The organism is Caballeronia hypogeia (assembly GCF_001544875.2).
GTDB classification, from domain to species: Bacteria; Pseudomonadota; Gammaproteobacteria; order Burkholderiales; family Burkholderiaceae; genus Caballeronia; species Caballeronia hypogeia.
This window is the reverse complement of the sequence record NZ_FCOA02000006.1, coordinates 79,021-98,276: the sequence shown is the minus strand read 5'-3', so window position 1 is coordinate 98,276 and position 19,256 is coordinate 79,021. Positions and strand designations below refer to the sequence as shown.

Sequence of the window (19,256 nt, the reverse complement as noted above, 5' to 3'; positions counted from 1 at the left end):
TCGGCAAAAAACTTCTGAGGACGAAGCATTTCGTTCAATGCGCGGGCGACGAGCACGGCTTCAGCGAATCAGCTTCAGTCCCGCCGGCAGCGTTTCGCCGAACACGCGGCCTTCATCGGCGCGATCGAGCTCGACGGTTTCGCGCACCATCGCGATCCACGCGTGCGCAGCGCCCATCGCCTCCAGACGCTGCACGACGGCGGCTCGCGCGTCGTCGGACACATCGCGCGAGCGGTCGCCGGTCATGCGGGCGATCTGCACGGCGGCGAACGCGGCGGGATCGACCTTCTTCCAGTCGAGCGCGAGGAGCGCATCGAGCCAGCTCACGGCGATGTCGGGCGGCACGACGCCGTGCGCGCTGCCGTAGAACGGCGCACGCGCGCCGATGCGGCCCAGCGCCCACCAGCTCTGCACGTTCTCCGAGGGCTTTTTGAGCCGCGTGAGCAGCCACTCACCGACCTCGATCTTGCGTTCCACCGGCACGCGTTCGAGCGATGCCGCGAGCCGCACCATGTCCTCGTAGCCCGCGCGCGCCGCGCCCGCGGCCCGGCGATAGCGGCTGGTTCCAGGCGGCTGCAGCACGAAGGCCATGTCATCGAGCAGCTTCAGTTGCGCGGCTTCCGGCAGGCCACCCGCCGCGCGACGCCAGAGCGTCCACCACTCGGACCAGATCTGGCTTTCGTTGCTGTACTGAATGCCCTGATCGAACAGCGTCCACAATTGTTCGACACGCCATTCGTCGAGCGGATGCCCGAAGCCCGGGCGCATGCAGAAGCCCGCGAGATTGAGCCAGGAACGCTCGTGATCGGCGCTGCGGCGGCGTTTCTTCGCGCGGTCCCACAACGCGCCGAACAGCTCACGCAAGAGCGCGATGTCCCATGTATCGCGCGTGCCGAGCGTTTGTTCGAGCTGCGCGCGCAAGCGTTTGACTTCCTTCGGACCGACGTCCTGCGACTTCGCGCCGAAGGTGCGGTCGATCAGTTCGATGGCTTTGGGCAGAGCGGGATGCGTTTCGCTCGCGGTCTGGTCGTTCGCGGGCGGTTCGCCGCGTAGCTGGAATTCGAGCAGCCAGCGTTTCGCCGGATCGCCGACGGCGGTGCAATGCATTTCCAGCGTCCCGACTTCGGTGAGCGAGGTCGTGAGTTGCACCGGCGTTTCGCGCGCGCGGCCGTGGTCGGCGGCGTGCGGATCGACGACCGTCGCGATCGGCGGCAGCCGCACATAGTCGCCCGATGCCGCGCCGAGATCGGCGAGATCGCCTGCCTGATGAGCCGTCTCCGTCACCGACGACGCCAGGTGAAAGCGCACCGGCGCACCGAGCGTGAGCGCGAAGGTGCGGTCGGAGAGATGAATCGGCTGGCCTTCCTCGGTGCCGCGCGGCAGCACGCACACGCCGCGCGTGGCCTGCGCATCGTCCTCCAGCAGCAGGAAGAAGCTGCGCGCCGAGCCGCCGCCGATGCGCGGCGCATGGCCCGCGCGCGCGAGCGCATAGGCCACCGCGCCACGCGCGACGGCGACATCGGGATGGTTGTTTGCGAGTACGTTGACGGGCTCGCCGCGCCAGCCGGAAAGCGTGTCGGCGATACGGCGCGCGAGCGGACCGGCGCGAAACACGCCGCCGTTCAACAGCAAGGTGTCCGGAATGGCGAGCGTTTCGGCTGCGACGCCGAGCGCCTTGCGCGCTTCGTGCGCGTGCTGGCCGAGAAACGCCGCGATATGCCGCGTGATGGCCGCATCGCTCGCGTACGGCAGCCCGAACTCGACAATGCCGCCGCGCCCGCGGCTCGGGCGGTCGCTCGCGGACACCATCGGAAAGAAACCTTCGACGATGATCCGCTCGATCTCGTCGCGCGTGACTTCTGCGGAACGCGCGCCGCCGATGAGCTTCGAGCCCGCGCCGAGCAGCGTGATCGATGTGGAGTCGGGCGCATTTTCGCCGAGCAGTTGCTCTTTCGCGGCGCGGCAGCGCTCGACCAGTTGCGACAGACGCCCGGCGGACAGCCGCGCATCGTGGCCCGCGAGACGCTTCTCGACGAGATGCGCGAGCGCGAGGTCCATGTTGTCGCCGCCGAGCATCAGATGGTTGCCCACGCCAATGCGTGTCAGCGCCGGCTCGCCGTCCTCCATCGACACCTGAATGAGCGTGAGGTCGGTCGTGCCGCCGCCCACGTCGACGATCATCGCGAGGCGCGTGCCCGCGAGCTCTTCCGCGAGCGTCTCGCGATGATGAAACAGCCAGTCGTAGAACGCGGCCTGCGGCTCCTCCAGAAGTCGCAGCGTTTCGAGTCCGGCCATGCGCGCGGCTTCGAGCGTCAGGGCTCGCGCGCCTTCGTCGAAAGAAGCTGGCACGGTCAGCACGACGTCCTGCGCGTCGAGCGGCGCATCCGGAAAGCGCTCGTTCCACGCGGCGTGAACGTGCGCCAGATAGCTCGCGCTGGCGATCACGGGCGAGATTTTCTCGACCTCGTCGCCCGCGCCCCACGGGAGAATCGGCGCGAGGCGATCCACCGCGGCATGCGAGAGCCAGCTCTTCGCGCTCGACACGAGCCGTCCGGGCACCTGCGCGCCGAGCGTGCGCGCGAATCGGCCGATCACGGCGGGCGCTTCCATCTCGCCCCACGGCAGTTGCAGATCGGCCGATTTGAGTTCGCCCGGCGCGAAGTGATAGCGCAGCGAAGGCAACAGCGGCAGCGCGGCGACTTCGCCCGCGCCGACGAGCTGGTCAATGTCGAACACCCGGATCTCGTTCGAGCCGCTTTCCGCGTAAGCGACGACCGTATTGCTCGTCCCCAGGTCGATGCCGACGCTGTACCGTGCCGCCTTTTTCTTGCGCGCGGACACTTACAGGCCCATGCCCTGATCGATGCCCGAGTTCGCGCCGCCGCGCACGTCGAACTCGACCTTCCAGCGCTCGGACGAGCCGCGCGGAATCGCTTCGAGTTCGAGCGTGCCCGTTTCGGTCACGCGCGCGTGCAGCTTGACCGGCACGACTTCGCCGGGCGTGCGGCCTTCGGGCGGCAAGGACGCCTCGATCTCTTCGAGCTCCTGCAGCTCGTCTGGCTGCCAGTATTCGAGCAAGGTGCCGACGGTGTCCTGCCGGCGCACCGACGAACCGAAGAAGCGGAAGTGCACCGGTTCGCCGACGATCAGCCCGAATTCCTGCGCGGGCAGTTCGGCGTCCGTGCCTTCCTCCATGCCGAACGGCGCGACGCACAGCGCAGACACGGGCGGCTCCAGCCCGGGCACGGCGGGCATCGCCGATTCGACCGCGACGTAATACGCGCGCGCCGTGCCGCCACGGATGCGCACGCCCTTGCCGCGCCGCACGTAGCCGTAATAGGCCGCGCCGCGCGCGACCGCGAGATCCAGGTCGGCGCCTTCGAGCAGACGCGCGGGCGGCGCGTTCTCGCCGGCGAGCCAGGCATTGAGCGTCGTCATCACGCGCTCGACGAGCAGCGGGGACTTGAACACGCCGCCGTTGAACAGCACGACGGTCGGATGCAGCAGCGTCGCGCCTTCGCGGGCCTCGTGGTGCAAACCTTCGACTTCGGCGAGCGCGTTCACCTGACGTCCGAGGAACGCGGCGAGATGACGCGTGACGGCGGCATCCTGCGCGTACGGCAAGCCCAGTTGCGTGAGGCCGACGCGCGCGCGCGACACCGGCCGCGCGGCTGCATCGACTTGCGGGAAGAAGCCTTCGAGCAGGATTTGCGTGAGTTCGGCGCGCGTGAGCTCGGTGCGCAGCGATCCGCCGATCAGCTTCGAGCCACGGCTCGGCACGACGAGCGGCACGGCATCGACGGAAGGATCGGACAGCAGCGTTTCCTTGGCCGAACGGCACGCGTACGTGAGCGCGCGCAACTGCCAGGGATCGGGCTGCGTGCCCGCCTGGGCGAGCTTGCGCGCGACGGTGTGCGCGAGCGCGAGGTCCATGTTGTCGCCGCCGAGCAGAATGTGCTCGCCGACCGCCACGCGATGCAGTTCCAGATTGCCTTCACGCTCGACCACCGCGATCAGCGAAAGATCGGTCGTGCCGCCGCCGACATCGACGACGAGGATCACATCGCCTACCTTGACCTGTTTGCGCCAGTTGCCGCTCGACTTCTGAATCCAGCTATAGAGCGCCGCCTGCGGCTCTTCGAGCAGCGTCATGCGCGTGTAGCCGGCAGCCGCCGCCGCTTCGGCGGTGAGCTCGCGCGCGGCGGGATCGAAGGATGCGGGGATCGTCACGGTGACGTCCTGCTGATCGAACGGCGCATCCGGATGCGCGTGATTCCACGCTTCGCGCAGGTGCGTCAGATAGCGCACCGAGCTTTCCAGCGGCGACACGCGCTCGACTTCCTCGGGCGCATCCGACGGCAGAATGGCCGCGCGGCGATCGACGCCCGGATGGCACAGCCAGCTTTTCGCGCTGGAGACGAGGCGGATCGGCGTGCCCGCGCCGCGCGTGCGCGCCAGTTCGCCGACGATGAACTTGCGCTCCTGCGTCCACGGCAGCGTCAGATCGCCGGGCGCGAGCTCGTTCTCGTGCGGCAGGTACAGGAATGACGGCAGCAGATCGCGCTCTTCGGCGGCGCCCGGCGCGGTCAGTTGCGCGACCGGCAGCACGCCTTGCGCGGTCTTTTCGCCGTCGCTCGCGCTCATGTCGACATAGGAGAGCGCGCAATGCGTCGTGCCGAGATCGACGCCGATCGAGTAGCGCGCCTGGCTCTGGTTCGTATCGATATCGCTCACAGTTCCACCTCCGCCGGCGCGACGATGCTCGCATCATGGGACGGCGCGAGCTTCGGCAGGCGCGTGTCCTCGACCTTCCAGCCGCGATGGCTGATGCTGCCGTTGAACGGCGCTTTGCCCACCACATTGCCCGTCAGGCGCACGGCGCTGGCGTCGAAACCTTCCTGCAGCGTGATGCGGCTGCCTTCGGCCTCGCTGCGCACCGGCTTGACCGTGAAATGCTCGCGCAGGACCGCGCGGCAGCCGTCGTGCACGAGGCGGGCGGCCGCGCCGATATCGGCGTCGCTGTAATTGACGATGTCCTCTTCGACGAAATCGATGAAACGCGCATCGCGCTGCAAGAGCCCGAGCAGTTGCAGCGCGGCGACCGGACTGGCTTCGGTGAGCGCGGAGGGCGCGGGTGGAACCGGCGCGGGCGCGGGCTCGACGGGCGCTGCGGCGGGCTTCGGCGTTTCGGGGGCGAAGTCGGGGGCTTCGGGCGCTTCGCGCAGACGCTGCACGCGTCCCGCGAACGCGGCGTTGCCCAGAACGCCGAAAAAGACGCCGAAGGCAATGCCTATCCTGCCGAAAAAGCCTGGATTCATGTCGGTCATGTGATGCTCCTGTAGGCCGCGCGAGGACGACCCTTATCCTCGGGCGGCGCGGGTGGCCGGTGTTCGGTGCCGTATTGGCTGGGGTGATGCCGGGATTTGTCTGTTCGTGCGGCCTTCGGGCGGCATTCAGGCGGTCCGGCAGGCGCGAGAGAACACGAAAAACGTCAACGGCCTTTATACCGTATCCCGATATTTTCCATGATGTCGCACCCTGGCCGGAAAAACGCGCCGGATCGAGCCGGCGGCAGCGGGCCTCATTCTCGCGATTTGCGCCGCCAAGTCAAGGCGCGGCGGGCTTTCCGGCGATTTCGGATGCGTTTTACGCCTTGTAGCCGATCTTGCGCAGCAGGTCCTTGCGCCACTGCACGTCCTCGGCCGTTTCGACGCCGAGCGGCGGCAGTCCGTCCACCACGCCGACAATGCCGCGCCCCTGATCCGTCTGCGCGATGAGCACCTGCGTCGGATTGGCGGTCGCGCAGAAGATGCGGCAGACCTCGGGCACGGCCTTGACGGTATTGAGCACGTTCACGGGAAAGAAGCCGTCGCCGAGCACGATGATGAAGCTGTGCCCCGCGCCGATGCTCTGCGCGTTGCGCGCGGCCAGCTCGACGCAATGCTCGTCCGTGCCCGAGGTCCGCACGAGCCGCTTGCCCGAGGCCTCGCAGAACGCGAGCCCGAAGCGGATGCCGGGCACCGCGCCGACCAGCGCCTCGTGCAGGTCCTCGACCGTCTTGATGAAGTGCGACTGGCCGAGAATGAAGTTCGTGTCCTCGGGCTTGTCGATGGCGATGGCGAGCAGTTCCATGGCGGATCTCCGGTGCGCGCTGGGGCTTCCATGGTAGGCGGTTTTTATTCGCGCATTTCGAAGCCCGCGAGATACGCGGCCGGATCGCCGCCGTCCCACACGCGGCCGTCGATGAACGTCGCCGCGCGTCGCTCGCCCGGCGCCGCGATGCCCATCGATTGCGCGGCTTCGCGATACAGCGCGATCTGGTTCACCGACGCGGCGACGGCGGCGGCGTCGATAGCGTCGGAAAGCAGGCCCCAGCGACGGTATTGCGTGATGAACCACAGCCCGTCCGATACGCGCGGATAGTTGACCGCGCCTCCATCGAAGAAGCGCACCGGCAGGGCGCGGGCGTCGCCGCCGTCCGGCGCGGCAAGTCGCGGCTCGATCAGCGTGCCCGGCACGCCGAGCAGTTCCGGCGACGCCAGCGCCTCCGCGATCTCCACGCGATGCGCCGGTTCGTCGAGCCACGCGCACGCGTCGAGCATCGTGCGCACCAGCGCGCGCGCAGTGTTCGGATAGAGCGCCGCGAAATCGCGCCGGCACGCGAGCACCTTCTCGGGATGATCCGGCCAGATCTCGCTCGTGTACGCGACCGTGCTGCCCGCGCCGCGCGCCTGCGCGACCGCGTGCCACGGCTCGCCCGCGCAAAAGCCGTCGAGCGCGCCTTCGACCAGCGCATCGGCCATGCGCGGCGGCGGAATCACGACGCTCCGCACGTCGCGCAGCGGATGCAGGCCGCTTGCCGCGAGCCAGTAGTAAAGCCACATCGCGTGCGTGCCGGTCGGGAAGGTCTGCGCGATGACGGGCGGACGTCCGAGCGCACGCAGCGCCTCCTTCACGCTCGCGCCTTCGCGGATCGCATCGGCGAGCGGGCGCGACAGCGTGATCGCCTGGCCGTTGCGGTTGAGCACCATCAGCACGGCCATGTCCGCCCGCGGCCCGCCGATGCCCAGTTGCACGCCATAGACGAGGCCGTAGAGCGCGTGGGCGGCGTCGATTTCGCCGGAGAGCAGCTTGTCGCGCACGGCGGCCCACGAAGGCTGGCGGCACAGCTCGATGGTGACGCCGTGCCTGGCGCCGAGATCGCGCAGCGCGGCGACGGCAAGCGGCGCGGCGTCGGAGAGCGCGACGAAGCCGAGCCGCAGATGCGTGCGTTCGGGCGCGGAAGTAATGATGTTCATAAGGGTGTCGATGAGGCTAAAGCAGATCGGCCATCGCGAGCAGCTGGCGCGCGATCTCCGCGACCTTCACGCCCTGATCCATCGCGTGCTTGCGCAGCGCGGCGTAGGCATCGTTTTCGGACATGCCGCGCTTGTCCATCAGGAGCCGCTTCGCGCGGTCGATGACCTTGCGCTGCTCCAGCTCGTTCTCCACTTGCGCGAGCCGCTGACGCAGCTTTTCCTCGTGCGCGAAGCGCGCCAGCGCGACGTCGATGATCGGCGCGAGACGTTCGGGCGCGAGTCCTTCGACGGAATACGCGGTGACGCCTGCGCCGACGGCCGCGCGGATGAATTGCTGGTCGGCGTCGTTGCTGAACATCAGCACGGGGCGCGGCGCGGCCTTGTTCATCACCGCGAGCTGTTCGAGCGTATCGCGCGAAGGGGACTCGGTATCGACGATGACGACATCGGGCTTCTGGCTCTCGACGGCCGCATGCAATGCGGCGGGCGCGGCGACTTCGGCGAGCATGTCGTAGCCCATGCGCGCAAGCTGCTCGCGCAAGTCGCCGATGGGCTTGTCGGTGTCGGTGACGAGCAGGACGCGAAGCCTGCGGGCAGCGGAAGACGACGTCATGCGAAGTGCCTGGGTGCAGCGCTTGCGTTACGCGGCATGCGCGAATCCTTCGGTCGCGTGGACGCGTTTCGCGAACTCGACCGCTTCGCCGATCGCCCCGCCGATCAGGATCACGGCGGGACTGCCGAGACCGGCTTCGGTGGCTTCCTGCGCGAGGCGGTCGAGCGTCGTGACGAGACGCCGTTCCTGCTGCGAACCGGCGTTCTGCACGACGGCGGCGGGCGTGTTCGCGGATAGCGTCTCCAGCAACGACGCCGTGAGGCTCGCGATGCGGTTCATGCCCATATAGATGGCAAGCGTGGTGCCGGTAGCGGCGAGCGCGGCCCAGTCCGGCTGGCTGTGATCCTGCATGTGCGCGGTGACGAAAGTCACGCCCTGACAATGATCGCGATGCGTGAGCGAGATGCCGAGTCCCGCCGCCGCCGCGAATCCCGACGACACGCCGTTGACGATGTCGACTGAAATGCCGGCTTCACGCAACGCGCTGATCTCTTCGCCCGCTCGACCGAAGAGCAATGCATCGCCGCCCTTGACGCGCACGACGTGCAGGCCCTTTTTCGCATAACGCTGCATCAGACGCTGAATGAACGCTTGTGGCGTTGACTTGCAGCCGCCGCGTTTGCCGACGCGGATCACGCGCGCATTCGGCGCGAGCGTGACGATGTCGGCGTTCGCGAGATCGTCGACGAGCAGGATGTCGGCGGCGGCGAGCGCTTTCGAGGCGCGCAGGGTCAGGAGGTCGAGGTCGCCGGGACCTGCGCTCAATAAAGTGACCTTGCCTTTCACATTGACGTTGCTCATCGTGGCTTCCTGGTTCTTGCCTTGCGATGACGGAGCGGATCACGCGTGCTCGCATCGCGGTATGTGGGTCGCATCGGCTCGGCAAACGAAAAAAGCGTCCGCTCGCGCCGCCGCACGAAAAGGGACGCCGTTGCCCTGGCTTCTGCTGTTGTGACTGCTCGTGTGACTGCTCTGGTGTTCAAGCGCAGCGAACGCCGTTGCTCGCGGCGCTTTCATCAATGCAATAAGCGGGCCATTGCGTGGCAAGCGCGCTTTGCCGTCGTGCCATGCACTGTCCTTGTGCGCGTTCGATGCGCGCGGCACCGCTTCGGCGCGTGCGTGCTTCGCATGAGTGAGTGAACGGGCTAACCGGATCGTACAAAATTTTAACGCACGCAGGATCGAACGCCTCGACGTGCCGCGCACCTTCGCACGCCATCAGTGCTGCGTCGCACCAACGCTGTGCCCGCCTGCATCGAAACGCGACTTCGCCCGGGTTGTGCACGAGTCGCGTACGTATCCATCAAAGCCTTGTCCAGCAAGCGTTTCCAGCCGATGCCACGCGCATGGCATAGCCCTTGCCTTATGTCTCGCCATCGGATCAACGGCGATCCGTCCTGAATACAGCGCCCGGCAGGTAGAAGCCATGCGGGCATCGGACAACGGCGTCCCCCGCATCGGCTAACCGGCCGCATGCGCGGGACGCCTTTCTTTTTGGCGGAAAGAAGATGGACAAAGCCACCCGGATCGATCTCTTCAGCATGCGCAGCGCGCCGATGCGCGCCTTCCATCTCACATGGATGGCGTTCTTCGTGTGCTTCTTCGCGTGGTTCGCGTGCGCGCCGCTGATGCCGCTCATCAAGCGCGAATATGGCCTCACCGCCGATCAGGTCGCCAACATCAACATCGCGGCCGTGGCGGTGACGATTCTCGTGCGTCTCGTCGTCGGACCGATGTGCGATCGCTTCGGCCCGCGCAAGGTGTATAGCGCGCTGCTGCTGGCGGGCTCGCTGCCGGTGGTCGGCGCCGCGCTCTCCACGGGTTACGACAGCTTCCTGTGGTGCCGTCTCGCGATCGGCGCGATCGGCGCGAGCTTCGTCATCACGCAGTACCACACGTCGGTGATGTTCGCGCCTAACGTGGTCGGCACCGCGAACGCGACGACCGCCGGCTGGGGCAACGCGGGCGCGGGCGCGGCTCAAGCCATCGTGCCGCTGCTGGTCGCCGCCGCGATCGCGCTGGGCACGGGCGAGGCATCGGCATGGCGCGTCGCGCTGATCGTGCCGGGCGTCGCAATGCCGATCATGGCGTTCTTCTACTGGCGCTATACGCAGGACTGCCCGCAAGGCGATTTCGCGACGCTGCGCCGTGCGGGCATCGCGATCGACGGCGGCAAGAAGGGCGGCTGGCAGAGCTTCGTGACCGCGTGCTCGAACTATCGCGTGTGGATGCTGTTCGTCACGTATGGCGCGTGCTTCGGCGTGGAGGTGTTCATCCACAACATGGCGGCGATCTATTACGTCGATCACTTCAAGCTCTCGCTCGCGCAAGCGGGCATGGCGGCGGGCAGCTTCGGTCTGCTCGCGCTGTTCGCCCGCGCGCTCGGCGGCTGGCTCTCCGATAAAGCCGCCGCGAAGAAGGGCCTCGATGTCCGCTCGACGCTGCTGTTCGCGCTGATCGCGGGCGAAGGCATCGGCCTCTATGCGTTCGCGCATGCGCCGAGCGTGGTGCTCGCCATCGTTGCGATGCTCGTGTTCGGTCTCTTCACGCACATGGCGTGCGGCGCGACCTACGCGCTCGTGCCGTTCATCGACCGCAAGGCGCTCGGCGGCGTGGCCGGCGTGATCGGCGCGGGCGGCAACGTCGGCGCGGTCGCGGCGGGCTTTCTGATGAAGGGCCTCGGCAACGTGCAAGCGACGCTCTCGATGCTCGGCGTGATCGTCGCGGGCACGGCGCTGTGCGCGCTCGCGGTGCGCTTCTCGCCGGAACACAAGGCACGCGAAGCCGCGCTGCGCGAACGCGCGCTTGCCGCCAACAACGTCATTGCAAACTAAAGGTCTCCGTCATGAAAATCGTCGTCATCGGTCACGGCATGGTCGGCCACAAGTTCCTCGAATGTCTCGCCGAGAGTGGCAACGAGACCTTCGATGTCACCGTGCTCTGCGAAGAACCGCGCGCCGCTTATGATCGCGTGCATCTCACGGAATTCTTCACGGGCAAGAGCGCGGACGATCTTTCGCTCGTGCAGGAAGGCTTTTTCGAGCGCTCGGGCTATGCGCTGAAGCTCAACGCACGCGCAGTGTCAATCGATCGCGCGGCGCAAACGGTCACGGCATCGAACGGCGATGTGTTCGCCTACGACAAGCTCGTGCTCGCGACGGGCTCGTATCCGTTCGTGCCGCCGGTGGAAGGCCGCGATCGCGCGGGCTGCTTCGTGTATCGCACGATCGAGGATCTCGAAGCGATGCAGGCCTTCGCCGCGCATTCGAAAGTGGGCACGGTCGTCGGCGGCGGTCTGCTCGGTCTCGAAGCCGCGAAGGCGTTGTGCGATCTCGGCGTGCAGACGCACGTGGTCGAATTCGCGCCGCGCCTGATGGCCGTGCAGGTCGACGATGGCGGCGGCCGCGTGCTGCGCGGCAAGATCGAGGAACTCGGCGTGACGGTGCACACGGGCAAGAACACGCTCGCGATCGTCGAGGGCGAAGGCTGCGCGAACCGCATGAACTTCGCGGACGACACGCATCTCGACACCGACATGATCGTGTTCTCCGCAGGCATTCGTCCGCGCGACGATATCGCGCGCGCGGCCGGTCTTTCGATCGGCGCGCGCGGCGGTATCGTGATCGACGACGCCTGTCGCACGAACGACGAGCATATCTTCGCGATCGGCGAATGCGCGCTGTGGCAAGGTCAGTTGTTCGGTCTGGTCGCGCCGGGTTACGACATGGCGCGCATCGTCGCGAAGCAGATCATCGGAGAGGAAGCGGCGTTCGCGGGCGCGGACATGAGCACCAAGCTCAAGCTGATGGGTGTGGATGTCGCGAGCATCGGCGATGCGCACGGCAAGACGCCCGGCAGCCGAACGTATCAGTACAGCGACGAGCGCAAGCAGGTCTACAAGAAGATCGTCGTCTCCGATTGCGGCAAGTTCCTGCTGGGCGGCGTGATGGTCGGCGACGCCGCCGAATACGGCACGCTGCTGCAGATGATGCTGAACAGAATCGAGCTGCCCGAGGCGCCCGAGTTCCTGATCCTGCCTTCGAGCGACGGCCGAGCAAAGCCCGCGCTGGGCGTCGAAGCCTTGCCCGATGGCGCGCAGATCTGCTCCTGCAACAACGTGAGCAAGGCGGAAATCTGCGCGGCGGTGTGCGCGGGCTCGACCAGCATCGGCGCGATCAAGGCGTCGTGCAAGGCGGGCGCATCGTGCGGCGGCTGCGTGCCGCTCGTCACGCAGGTGATGAAGTCGGAGATGAAGAGACAGGGTCTCGCCGTCAACAATCATCTGTGCGAGCACTTCCCGTATTCGCGGCAGGAGCTGTATCACATCGCGCGTGTTGAAGGGCATCGCACGTTCGGTTCGCTGCTCGCGAAGCACGGCAACGGGCGCGGCTGCGATGTCTGCAAGCCTGCCGTCGCGAGCATTCTCGCGTCGTGCTGGAACGAGTTCGTCCTGAAGAAAGAGCACGCGAGCCTGCAGGATTCGAACGATTATTACCTCGCCAACATTCAGCGCGACGGCACGTATAGCGTCGTGCCGCGCATGCCGGGCGGCGAAGTGACGCCCGATGGCCTGATCGCCGTCGGCCAGGTCGCGAAGAAGTACGGCCTCTATACGAAGATCACGGGCGGCCAGCGCGTCGATATGTTCGGCGCGCGCGTCGAGCAGTTGCCGTTCATCTGGGAAGAGCTGATCGATGCGGGCTTCGAATCGGGGCATGCCTATGGCAAGGCTTTGCGCACGGTGAAGTCGTGCGTCGGTTCGACGTGGTGCCGCTATGGCGTCGGCGATTCGGTGGGTCTCGCGATCGAGCTGGAGAACCGCTACAAGGGTTTGCGCACGCCGCACAAGATCAAGTTCGGCGTGTCGGGCTGCACGCGCGAATGCGCCGAGGCGCAAGGCAAGGACGTCGGCGTCATCGCCACGGAGAAGGGCTGGAATCTGTACGTGTGCGGCAACGGCGGCATGAAGCCGCGCCACGCGGAACTGATCGCATCCGATCTCGACCACGACACGCTCGTGCGCTACATCGACCGCTTCCTGATGTTCTACGTGCGTACGGCGGACCGCCTGCAACGCACGAGCGTATGGCGCGACAACCTCGAAGGCGGCCTCGATTATCTGATCGATGTCGTCATCAACGACAAACTCGATATTGCCGCCGAACTCGAAGCGGAAATGCAGCTCGTCGTCGATACCTACGAGGACGAGTGGAAGAAGGCGGTCACCGATCCGCACACGCGCAAGCGCTTCCGTCACTTCGTCAACAGCGAACAGGGCGATGCGAACGTGACCTTCGTCGAGGAGCGCGGCCAGATTCGCCCCGCGACAGTCGAGGAACGCAAGTCGAAGCTGAACGATATCCCCGTCGTAGTCGAAACCGTCTGATTCATCGTCAATACAAGGAGCACATCATGAACGACCGCATCGAACAGGACTGGACCGCCGTTTGTGAACTGGACGACATCGTGCCGGATACGGGCGTCTGCGCACTCGTGAAGGGCGCGCAAGTCGCCGTGTTTCATCTCGGCGGGGAAGACGCGACCGTGTACGCGATCGACAACTACGATCCGCATTCGCAGGCAGCGGTGCTGTCGCGCGGTATCGTCGGCAGTCTGGGCGAGCGCATCGTGGTCGCATCGCCCATCTACAAGCAGCACTTCGATCTGCGCACCGGCGAATGCCTCGAAACGCCGGAGTATTCGGTGAGCGCGTATCGCGTGAAGGTCGCGGGCGGCAAGGTGTGGGTCGCCGCATGAAAACCGAATATGCGGTTGCGGGCCATGCCGCGCTGACCGATGCCGCGCCACGTCAACGCCTCGTCGTGATCGGCAACGGTATGGCGGGCATGCGCACGGTCGAGGAGCTGCTGAAGATCGCGCCCGGCCTGTATGACATCACCGTGTTCGGCGCCGAGCCGTACGGCAACTACAACCGCATTTTGCTGTCGCCGGTGCTCGCGGGCGAGAAGAGCGTCGACGACATCATTCTCAACACGCGCGAGTGGTACGAGGCGAACGGCATCACGCTACATGCGGGCGATGCCGTGACGCAGATCGATCGCGCGCGGCGCATCGTGCGTTCGGAGAAGGGCGTCGAGGCGCGTTACGACCGTTTGCTGATCGCGACCGGCTCGAAGCCTTTCATCATTCCGGTGCCGGGTTGCGAGCTGCCGGGCGTGATCGCGTTTCGCGACATCCAGGACGTCGAGACCATGCTCGACGCCGCGCGCGATCATCGTCATGCGGTGATCATCGGCGGCGGTCTGCTCGGGCTCGAAGCGGCGAACGGATTGCAGCGGCAGGGCATGTCGGTGACGGTCGTGCATGCGACCGACAGCCTCATGGATCGCCAGCTCGACGCCACCGCCTCCGCGTTGCTCAAGCGCTCGCTCGAAGCAAAGGGTCTGCGTTTCGCGATGGCTGCGCAGACCACCGAGATCATCGGCGAGGATCGCGTGCGCGCAGTGCGTTTCGCCGATGGCACGCAGATCGACGCCGACCTCGTCGTGATGACGGCGGGCGTGCGGCCCAACATCGCGCTCGCGAAAGAAGCCGGGTTGCATTGCGAGCGCGCGATCGTCGTCGACGACACGCTGCAGACCTTCGATCCGCGCGTCTATGCGGTGGGCGAATGCGTGCAGCATCGTTCGGCGACCTTCGGTCTCGTCGCGCCGATCTGGGATCAGGCGCGCGTGGCGGGCGCGCATCTCGCGGGCGCGGGGCATCGGCGTTATGTGCAGAGCGCGACCGCGACCAAGCTCAAGGTGACCGGCGTCGATCTTTATTCCGCGGGCGATTTCATCGGCGGCGACGATAGCGAAGACCTCGTGCTGCGCGATCCGCGTCGCGGTGTCTACAAGCGTCTCGTGCTGCAGGCGGGGCGCGTGATCGGCGCGGTGCTGTACGGCGACGTAAAGGACGGCGGCTGGTATTTCGATCTGATTCAAAGCCGCACGGACGTATCGCATCTGCGCGGCAAGCTTCTTTTTGGCAAGACGCTTTGTGAAGCCTGAAACAAAGGCCGAGGAATTCGAACGTGAGCATGCCCATCATCCCCATTCAAGCTGCGTCGGTCAAAACCACATGCCCTTATTGCGGCGTCGGCTGCGGTGTTCAGGCAACACCGAAGAGCTCGATCGAAGTCGCGATCGCGGGCGATGAAGCGCATCCGTCGAACTTCGGACGCCTGTGTGTGAAAGGCTCGGCGCTCGGCGAAACGGTCGGGCTCGAAGGGCGCCTGCTCAATCCCAAACTGCGCGACCGTCACACGGGCGCACTCACCGATGCAACGTGGTCCGATGCGATCGGCACGGTGGCTAGCGGCTTTTCGCGCATCATCGCGGAGCATGGCCCGGATGCGGTGGCGTTCTATGTATCGGGGCAGTTGCTGACCGAGGACTATTACGTCGCGAACAAGCTGATGAAGGGCTATATCGGCAGCGCGAACATCGATACGAATTCGCGGCTGTGCATGTCGTCGTCGGTGGCGGGGCACAAGCGCGCGTTCGGCGAAGATCTCGTGCCGATGAACTACGAGGATCTCGAACTCGCGGACATGGTCGTGCTCGTCGGCTCGAACACGGCATGGTGTCATCCGATTCTCTTTCAACGCATGATGAAGATGAAGGAGAAGCGGCCGGAGATGAAGATCGTCGTGATCGATCCGCGCTATACCGCGACGTGCGAAATGGCGGATCTGCATCTGCCTTTGAAGCCGGGCAGCGACGTGCGTCTCTTCAATGGTCTGCTTGCGTTTCTCGCGGAACACGGCGCCACCGATGCCGCTTTCGTCGACGCGCACACGAATGGCTTCGATGCGGCGCTCGCAGCGGCAGGGCCTTCGAATCATGCGCAGACGGCGAAGGACTGCAAGCTCGATCAGCACGATCTGATGGAGTTCTATCGCCTGTTCGCGCGCACCGAACGCGTGGTGACGGTCTACTCGCAGGGCGTGAACCAGTCGAGCGCGGGCACCGACAAGGTCAACAGCATCATCAACTGTCATCTGCTGACGGGACGCATCGGCAAGCCGGGCATGGGGCCGTTTTCGTTCACGGGTCAACCGAACGCGATGGGCGGACGCGAGGTCGGCGGCCTCGCCAACACGCTCGCCGCGCATATGGAATTTGGCGATCCGCTGCATGGCGAGATCGTGCAGACGTTCTGGAACTCGCCTGAAATCGCGCAGCGTGCGGGACTGAAGGCCGTCGAACTCTTCGATGCGATCGAAGGGGGGCGCGTGAAGGCCGTGTGGATCATGGGCACGAATCCGGTGGTGAGCCTGCCCGACGGCGATCGCGTGAAGCGCGCGCTCGACAAGTGCGAACTCGTGGTGAGCTCGGACATCATCGAAAAGACGGATACGAACGCGCACGCCGACGTGCTCCTGCCTGCGCTCGGCTGGGGCGAGAAGGACGGCACGGTGACGAACTCGGAGCGCCGCATCTCGCGTCAGCGCGCGTTCATTCCTGCGCCGGGCAAGGCGCGCGCGGACTGGCGCATCATCTGCGAAGTGGCGCGCCGCATGGGTTTCGATGGCTTCGATTTCGCGGGCCCGCATGAGATTTTCGATGAGCACGCGCGGCTTTCGGCGTATCGCAACGACGCGCAATCCGGCGTGTATCGCGTGTTCGATATCGGCGGCCTCGCCGGCATGAATCGCGCGCAATACGATGCGTTCGAGCCGGTGCAGTGGCCGTTGCGCGCAGCGACGCGGCAAGCCGTCGCGCGGCTTTTCGACGATGGCCGCTTCAGTCACGCGGACGGCCGCGCGCGCTTCGTCGCCACGCCGCCGCGCGATCCGGTCAACACGCCCGACGACGACTATCCGCTGGTGCTCAACACGGGCCGCGTACGCGACCAGTGGCACACGATGACGCGCACGGGCCGTTCCGCGAAGCTGGCGGGGCATATCAGCGAATCGTTCATCGACATGCATCCGCAGGACGCGCTTGCTTGCGGCGTGCGCGAAGGCGAGCTTGCGCGCATATCGAGCCGCTGGGGCTCGATGATCGCGCGCGTGCAGCACGGCGGCGGCATGCCGCGCGGCAGCGTGTTCGTGCCGATTCACTGGAACGACCAGGTGGCCTCCGATGCGCGCGTCGGCGCGGTGGTGAATCCTGTGGTCGATCCGGTGTCGGGCGAGCCGGAATTCAAGCACACGCCGGTTTCGATCGAGAAGTTTCACGTCACGTGGCACGGCTTCTCGTTGTCGCGCGGCGTGCCCGCGCTCGACATGGTGACGCACTGGACGCGTGTGCACGGCTCGCGCTTCGTGCGTTACGAATTGGCCGGACGCAATCGCTTCGATACCGCGCATGGCGATCATCACGACTGGGCGCGCGCGCTGTTTCACGTCGCCGATCGCGATGCGGACTGGATCGAATACGAAGACAAGAGCGCGGGCGTGTATCGCGCGGCGCATGTGGTCGATGACCGCATCGAGAGTTGCGTGTTCATTTCGGAGCGCCCGGATCTGCCCGCGCGCGCGTGGCTTGCGAGCCTCTTCGAAAAGGCGCGACTCGAAGACGAGGACCGCGCGAGCCTGTTGCTCGGGCAGCCGGCGATCAGGGGCGAGGACACCGGACCGACCGTGTGCTCGTGCTTCGGCGTCGGGCGCAACACCATCTGCAACGCGATCCGCGACAAGGGCCTCAAGACCGCGGCCGAAGTCACGGCTTGCGTGAAGGCGGGCGGCAACTGCGGATCATGCGTGCCGGAGCTTAAGAAGCTGATCGTCGAAACGGAAATGGCGCGCCTGAGCACCGTCTGAACGTGTGTGTTCCATCGCACGAACGCGGGCGCCAGACGCCCGCGTTTTTCATGCTTCAGGCCGTGCACCGGCGGCGTGCGTCCGTGGAAACCCTCGCAAACAGGGCGTTTTCGGCCGATCGTACCCGGTCAATGAGCGCTGGCCAACCAAGTTTTTCGCGAATTTGAATGACATGAAGGCCAAGTGTTGGATTTCCCACGCTTGCCGCGTTTCAACTTCCGTACAGTCACCTCAAAACACAGGCACTCAGCAAATATCAAAACGCCTGAGAACATCAAAAAAGATGATACGGGGATTGCGATGAAGAAGAACGCAAAACAAATCGACGGAACGGATGGCCTCAGCGCCGTGATCCGTTCGACGGGAACCGAGAGCCCGACTCTATCCAGCATCGCATTCATGCACGAACGACGGCTTCGTTTGACCGAAGACCGCGACGTTACGGCTTTGCCCCCTTTCTGATCCTGTTAGCTGGCGCTGCGGCGCTTCCCGACTTCCAGACCTGCTGAAATTCGCTTCCGTTCATTCTGGCGATATTCGAACAAGTCTGGAAAGAAGGATTGCTAACTAAATGCTTCATTGCTGTTCCTGCTACATATCGGCGTCGATGTGGCTGGATATTTCCGTGCGCCTACACTTGGAGACTCACCATGCAACGCAAACTGATCGCAGCAGCCGCCGTCCTCTCGCTCGTTTCCGCCGCTGCTTTCGCAACGGGCACGAACTCCAGCTCGAGCTCGACCTCGGGCGGCCAGTCCGCCGCGGCCGTCATCGGCTTCGGTTCGTTCACCGCGACCAACGCAGGCATCGCCAACGGCCACGCATCGGCGACGGCAGGCCAGGGCTTCGGCACGACGGGCAACACGACCAACGCGACGACCGGCCATATCAACACGACGTCCGTGAGCGGCAAGGGCTTCGGCGGCGCGGCAGCGACGGGCATCTCGGGTGCCGACGCCGCAGCCAACGCCTGGAGCAAGCTCGGCGGCGGCTGGCGCTAAGCCACCGGTCACGGACGGCGGACTTCGCTGCGACGCGGGTTCGCTCTCCGATAACTGGCTTTCGTAGTTAGTGACACAAAAAACTGAAATCCAATCTTTGCCAATCGATAAGGAATGCAAAAAATGAAACGCACTCTGATCGCTGCAGCACTGCTCTCGTTCGTCTCCGTCGGCGCGATGGCCGCATCGGGCACGAACTCCAGCTCCACGTCGAGCTCGGGCGGCGCCACGTCCGCTTCGGTTTCGGGCTTCGGTCACTTCACCGCGACGGACTACGGCACGGCCAACGCCAACGCGCAAGCGGGCGCAGGCAGCCTGTTCGGCACAACGGGCAACTTCACGAACGCGACGTCGAGCCACAGCAACACGTCGAACGTCAGCGGCTTCGGCCACGGCACCGCGCAAGCAGGCGGCATCTCGGGCGCCGACGCTGCAGCGAACGCATGGAGCCGTCTCGGCGCCGGCTGGCGTTAAACCGGCCGATGAGCCAGGGCAGGGGCGGCGTCGGAACGAGCCATGGGCCTGAGCGGCACCGCCTTTGCCGAATCCTATAAGAACTCTAAGTCGTGCCG

At 65.8% G+C, this 19,256-nt stretch carries 15 protein-coding genes; 8 read left to right on the top strand and 7 right to left on the bottom strand.

Features of this window, described 5'->3' with window-relative positions:
• Positions 1-60 precede the first annotated feature (60 nt).
• From AWB79_RS12215 to cobA, 7 genes are all read right to left on the bottom strand, one after another.
• The gene (locus AWB79_RS12215) at positions 61-2,841 is read right to left on the bottom strand and encodes an Hsp70 family protein (protein WP_061167689.1); all 2,781 of its coding nucleotides are present in this window, start codon (positions 2,839-2,841) and stop codon (positions 61-63) included.
• Positions 2,842-4,734, bottom strand: a complete 1,893-nt coding sequence (locus tag AWB79_RS12210) for an Hsp70 family protein (protein WP_198399015.1) — start codon at positions 4,732-4,734, stop codon at positions 2,842-2,844. It abuts the gene before it with no gap.
• Positions 4,731-5,327 (bottom strand): DUF2760 domain-containing protein, encoded by a 597-nt coding sequence (locus tag AWB79_RS12205; protein WP_061167688.1) that lies wholly within the window; start codon positions 5,325-5,327, stop codon positions 4,731-4,733. Before AWB79_RS12205 ends, AWB79_RS12210 begins: the two co-directional genes overlap by 4 nt.
• Before the next feature lie 319 nt (positions 5,328-5,646).
• Positions 5,647-6,132 carry an adenosine-specific kinase gene (locus AWB79_RS12200; RefSeq protein WP_061167687.1) on the bottom strand — a complete coding sequence of 162 codons (486 nt, stop codon included), beginning with the start codon at positions 6,130-6,132 and terminating at the stop codon, positions 5,647-5,649.
• 44 nt (positions 6,133-6,176) lie between these two features.
• Positions 6,177-7,298 (bottom strand): CmpA/NrtA family ABC transporter substrate-binding protein, encoded by a 1,122-nt coding sequence (locus AWB79_RS12195; RefSeq protein WP_061167686.1) that lies wholly within the window; start codon positions 7,296-7,298, stop codon positions 6,177-6,179.
• A 16-nt stretch (positions 7,299-7,314) separates the two neighbouring features.
• A complete protein-coding gene (locus AWB79_RS12190; protein WP_061167685.1) occupies positions 7,315-7,911 on the bottom strand; it encodes an ANTAR domain-containing response regulator in 597 nt (198 codons plus the stop codon).
• A gap of 27 nt (positions 7,912-7,938) precedes the next feature.
• Positions 7,939-8,712: a uroporphyrinogen-III C-methyltransferase gene (cobA, locus tag AWB79_RS12185; RefSeq protein WP_061167684.1), complete on the bottom strand. Its 774-nt coding sequence runs from the start codon at positions 8,710-8,712 to the stop codon at positions 7,939-7,941.
• 707 nt (positions 8,713-9,419) lie between these two features.
• Here cobA and AWB79_RS12180 point away from each other — a divergent pair.
• The 8 genes from AWB79_RS12180 (at position 9,420) to AWB79_RS12150 (ending at position 19,158) form a co-directional block, all read left to right on the top strand.
• Positions 9,420-10,745: an MFS transporter gene (locus tag AWB79_RS12180; RefSeq protein WP_061167683.1), complete on the top strand. Its 1,326-nt coding sequence runs from the start codon at positions 9,420-9,422 to the stop codon at positions 10,743-10,745.
• An 11-nt stretch (positions 10,746-10,756) separates the two neighbouring features.
• Positions 10,757-13,297, top strand: coding sequence for a nitrite reductase large subunit NirB (gene nirB, locus AWB79_RS12175; RefSeq protein WP_061167682.1), 2,541 nt, complete (start codon positions 10,757-10,759; stop codon positions 13,295-13,297).
• 26 nt (positions 13,298-13,323) lie between these two features.
• Positions 13,324-13,668, top strand: a complete 345-nt coding sequence (gene nirD, locus AWB79_RS12170) for a nitrite reductase small subunit NirD (RefSeq protein ID WP_061167681.1) — start codon at positions 13,324-13,326, stop codon at positions 13,666-13,668.
• Positions 13,665-14,924: an NAD(P)/FAD-dependent oxidoreductase gene (locus AWB79_RS12165; RefSeq protein WP_074169364.1), complete on the top strand. Its 1,260-nt coding sequence runs from the start codon at positions 13,665-13,667 to the stop codon at positions 14,922-14,924. The genes nirD and AWB79_RS12165 overlap by 4 nt, the downstream gene beginning before the upstream one ends.
• Positions 14,925-14,953: 29 nt before the next feature.
• Positions 14,954-17,683, top strand: coding sequence for a nitrate reductase (locus AWB79_RS12160; protein WP_198399016.1), 2,730 nt, complete (start codon positions 14,954-14,956; stop codon positions 17,681-17,683).
• 183 nt (positions 17,684-17,866) lie between these two features.
• Complete coding sequence (locus tag AWB79_RS39455; RefSeq protein ID WP_157695756.1) at positions 17,867-18,145, top strand: hypothetical protein; 279 nt, start codon at positions 17,867-17,869, stop codon at positions 18,143-18,145.
• A 188-nt stretch (positions 18,146-18,333) separates the two neighbouring features.
• A complete protein-coding gene (locus tag AWB79_RS12155; RefSeq protein WP_061167678.1) occupies positions 18,334-18,684 on the top strand; it encodes a hypothetical protein in 351 nt (116 codons plus the stop codon).
• A gap of 123 nt (positions 18,685-18,807) precedes the next feature.
• Positions 18,808-19,158 carry a hypothetical protein gene (locus tag AWB79_RS12150; RefSeq protein WP_061167677.1) on the top strand — a complete coding sequence of 117 codons (351 nt, stop codon included), beginning with the start codon at positions 18,808-18,810 and terminating at the stop codon, positions 19,156-19,158.
• Positions 19,159-19,256: the final 98 nt, after the last annotated feature.

What these genes read in the sequence shown, in the direction of transcription:
- AWB79_RS12205 (WP_061167688.1), bottom strand. Translation starts at nt 5,327, where the DNA reads ATGACCGACATGAATCCAGGCTTTTTCGGCAGGATAGGCATTGCCTTC.
- AWB79_RS12200 (WP_061167687.1), bottom strand. Translation starts at nt 6,132, where the DNA reads ATGGAACTGCTCGCCATCGCCATCGACAAGCCCGAGGACACGAACTTC.
- AWB79_RS12195 (WP_061167686.1), bottom strand. Translation starts at nt 7,298, where the DNA reads ATGAACATCATTACTTCCGCGCCCGAACGCACGCATCTGCGGCTCGGC.
- AWB79_RS12190 (WP_061167685.1), bottom strand. Translation starts at nt 7,911, where the DNA reads ATGACGTCGTCTTCCGCTGCCCGCAGGCTTCGCGTCCTGCTCGTCACC.
- cobA (WP_061167684.1), bottom strand. Translation starts at nt 8,712, where the DNA reads ATGAGCAACGTCAATGTGAAAGGCAAGGTCACTTTATTGAGCGCAGGT.
- AWB79_RS12180 (WP_061167683.1), top strand. Translation starts at nt 9,420, where the DNA reads ATGGACAAAGCCACCCGGATCGATCTCTTCAGCATGCGCAGCGCGCCG.
- nirB (WP_061167682.1), top strand. Translation starts at nt 10,757, where the DNA reads ATGAAAATCGTCGTCATCGGTCACGGCATGGTCGGCCACAAGTTCCTC.
- nirD (WP_061167681.1), top strand. Translation starts at nt 13,324, where the DNA reads ATGAACGACCGCATCGAACAGGACTGGACCGCCGTTTGTGAACTGGAC.
- AWB79_RS12165 (WP_074169364.1), top strand. Translation starts at nt 13,665, where the DNA reads ATGAAAACCGAATATGCGGTTGCGGGCCATGCCGCGCTGACCGATGCC.
- AWB79_RS12160 (WP_198399016.1), top strand. Translation starts at nt 14,954, where the DNA reads ATGCCCATCATCCCCATTCAAGCTGCGTCGGTCAAAACCACATGCCCT.
- AWB79_RS12155 (WP_061167678.1), top strand. Translation starts at nt 18,334, where the DNA reads ATGCAACGCAAACTGATCGCAGCAGCCGCCGTCCTCTCGCTCGTTTCC.
- AWB79_RS12150 (WP_061167677.1), top strand. Translation starts at nt 18,808, where the DNA reads ATGAAACGCACTCTGATCGCTGCAGCACTGCTCTCGTTCGTCTCCGTC.